This is a genomic window from Microbacterium sp. Bi128 (assembly GCF_918698205.1).
Map to the genome: position 1 here is coordinate 1 of NZ_CAKKMM010001264.1, position 1,480 is coordinate 1,480.

Sequence of the window (1,480 nt, forward strand, 5' to 3'; positions counted from 1 at the left end):
CCCAATCAGCGGCGGCCATCATTTTCTTGCCCGCGGGTTGCACCCGCGTCAATTCCACCGGGTGCGATCCCGTACCGACGAGAACCCGTTTTCCGTCCAATGCCAGCTGTCCGGGCCGGAGCGCCGCCGAGTCCGCTGCCGGCAGCACTGGCTCCAGTTTGATCCGCTGGCCCTCCAGCAGGGTCCAGGCGCCCGGCTCCGGCGTGACGCCGCGGGCACGGCGGCCGATCGCCAGGGCGGGCTGCTGCCAGTCGAGCCGGCCGTCTTCGAGACTGAGTTTCGGTGCCAGGCTGACGTCGCCCTGCTGCGGGAGCGCGACGGCCTTGCCGGCGTCGATGGCGGACAGCGTTTGGGCCAGCAGGACCGCGCCGCTGTGGGAGAGGCGTTCGAGCAGGGCCCCGGCGGTGTCGGCGGGGTGCACGGTCTCGGTGAGGGTCCCGAAGACCGGACCGGTGTCCAGCCCCTCCTCCAGGCGGAAGGTGACGGCACCCGTGACGTCGTCGCCGGCGATGACGGCGCGCTGCACGGGAGCTGCGCCGCGCCAGGCCGGCAGCAGGGAGAAGTGCAGGTTCACCCAGCCGTGGCGGGGGACAGCGAGAGCCGCAGGGGGAATCAGCCCGCCATAGGCCACGATCGCCGCGACGTCCGGTGCTGCGGCGGCAATGCGGGCGGTGACCCCGGCATCGACTTTGGCGGCGTGGATGATCTCAATGCCGAGCTCGGCGGCCCTGGCGGCCACGGGCGACGGCGTCAGGACGCGTTTGCGTCCCAGCGGTGCGTCCGGGCGGGTGAGGACAGCGACGACGTCGAACCCGGCGGCAACAAGGGCGTCGAGCGACGGCACCGCGACAGCGGGGGTCCCGGCGAAGAGAACCCTCACGGGGTGATTCCGAAGCTGGACCCGCCAAAGCTCGTCCCGACGCTCTTCGCGCGCTTGGTGGTTGTCTGTTCCGTGATGGCGTCGTAGTTGGCATTGCGGATGGCGCGCAGGGCGGCCTTACGGTCTTCGCCCTCGAGCCGGTCGGTGTAGAGAATGCCGTCCAGGTGGTCGGTCTCGTGCTGGAAGCAGCGCGCCAGCATGTCTTCGCCCTCCACGGTGACGGGGTTGCCGTGCAGGTCCACGCCGGTCACCCGGGTTTGGCGGTACCGGCGGACGGGGAAGCCCAGGCCCGGGATGGACAGGCATCCCTCGACCTGGTCCGGCTGGAAGTCCTCGCTGTTTTCCAGCACGGGGTTGACGATGTGACCCTCGACGCCGCCGATCCGGTAGGTGAAGACGCGCAGGCTCACACCGACCTGGGGCGCGGCCAGGCCGGCGCCCTCGACATCCTCCATGGTTTCGGTCATGTCGGCGACGAGCTTTGCCAGTTCAGGCCCGAATTCCGTCACGGGATCGGCGACTGTGCGCAGCACAGGATCTCCGATGATGCGGATATTCAAAATGGCCATGTGCAGTCTGTCCTCACGGTGGGCGGCTAGG

At 69.7% G+C, this 1,480-nt stretch carries 2 protein-coding genes; both read right to left on the reverse strand.

The window, feature by feature from the left end; translation table 11 throughout:
- A partial coding sequence (fmt, locus tag LQV45_RS31840) for a methionyl-tRNA formyltransferase (protein ID WP_230011445.1) occupies positions 1 to 880 on the reverse strand: 880 nt, incomplete at its 3' end.
- A complete protein-coding gene (def, locus tag LQV45_RS31845; protein WP_230011447.1) occupies positions 877 to 1,449 on the reverse strand; it encodes a peptide deformylase in 573 nt (190 codons plus the stop codon). The genes def and fmt, both read right to left, overlap by 4 nt.
- Positions 1,450 to 1,480 lie beyond the last annotated feature (31 nt).

Excerpts from the sequence above, each read along its gene's own strand:
- def (WP_230011447.1), bottom strand. The coding sequence starts at position 1,449 with ATGGCCATTTTGAATATCCGCATCATCGGAGATCCTGTGCTGCGCACA.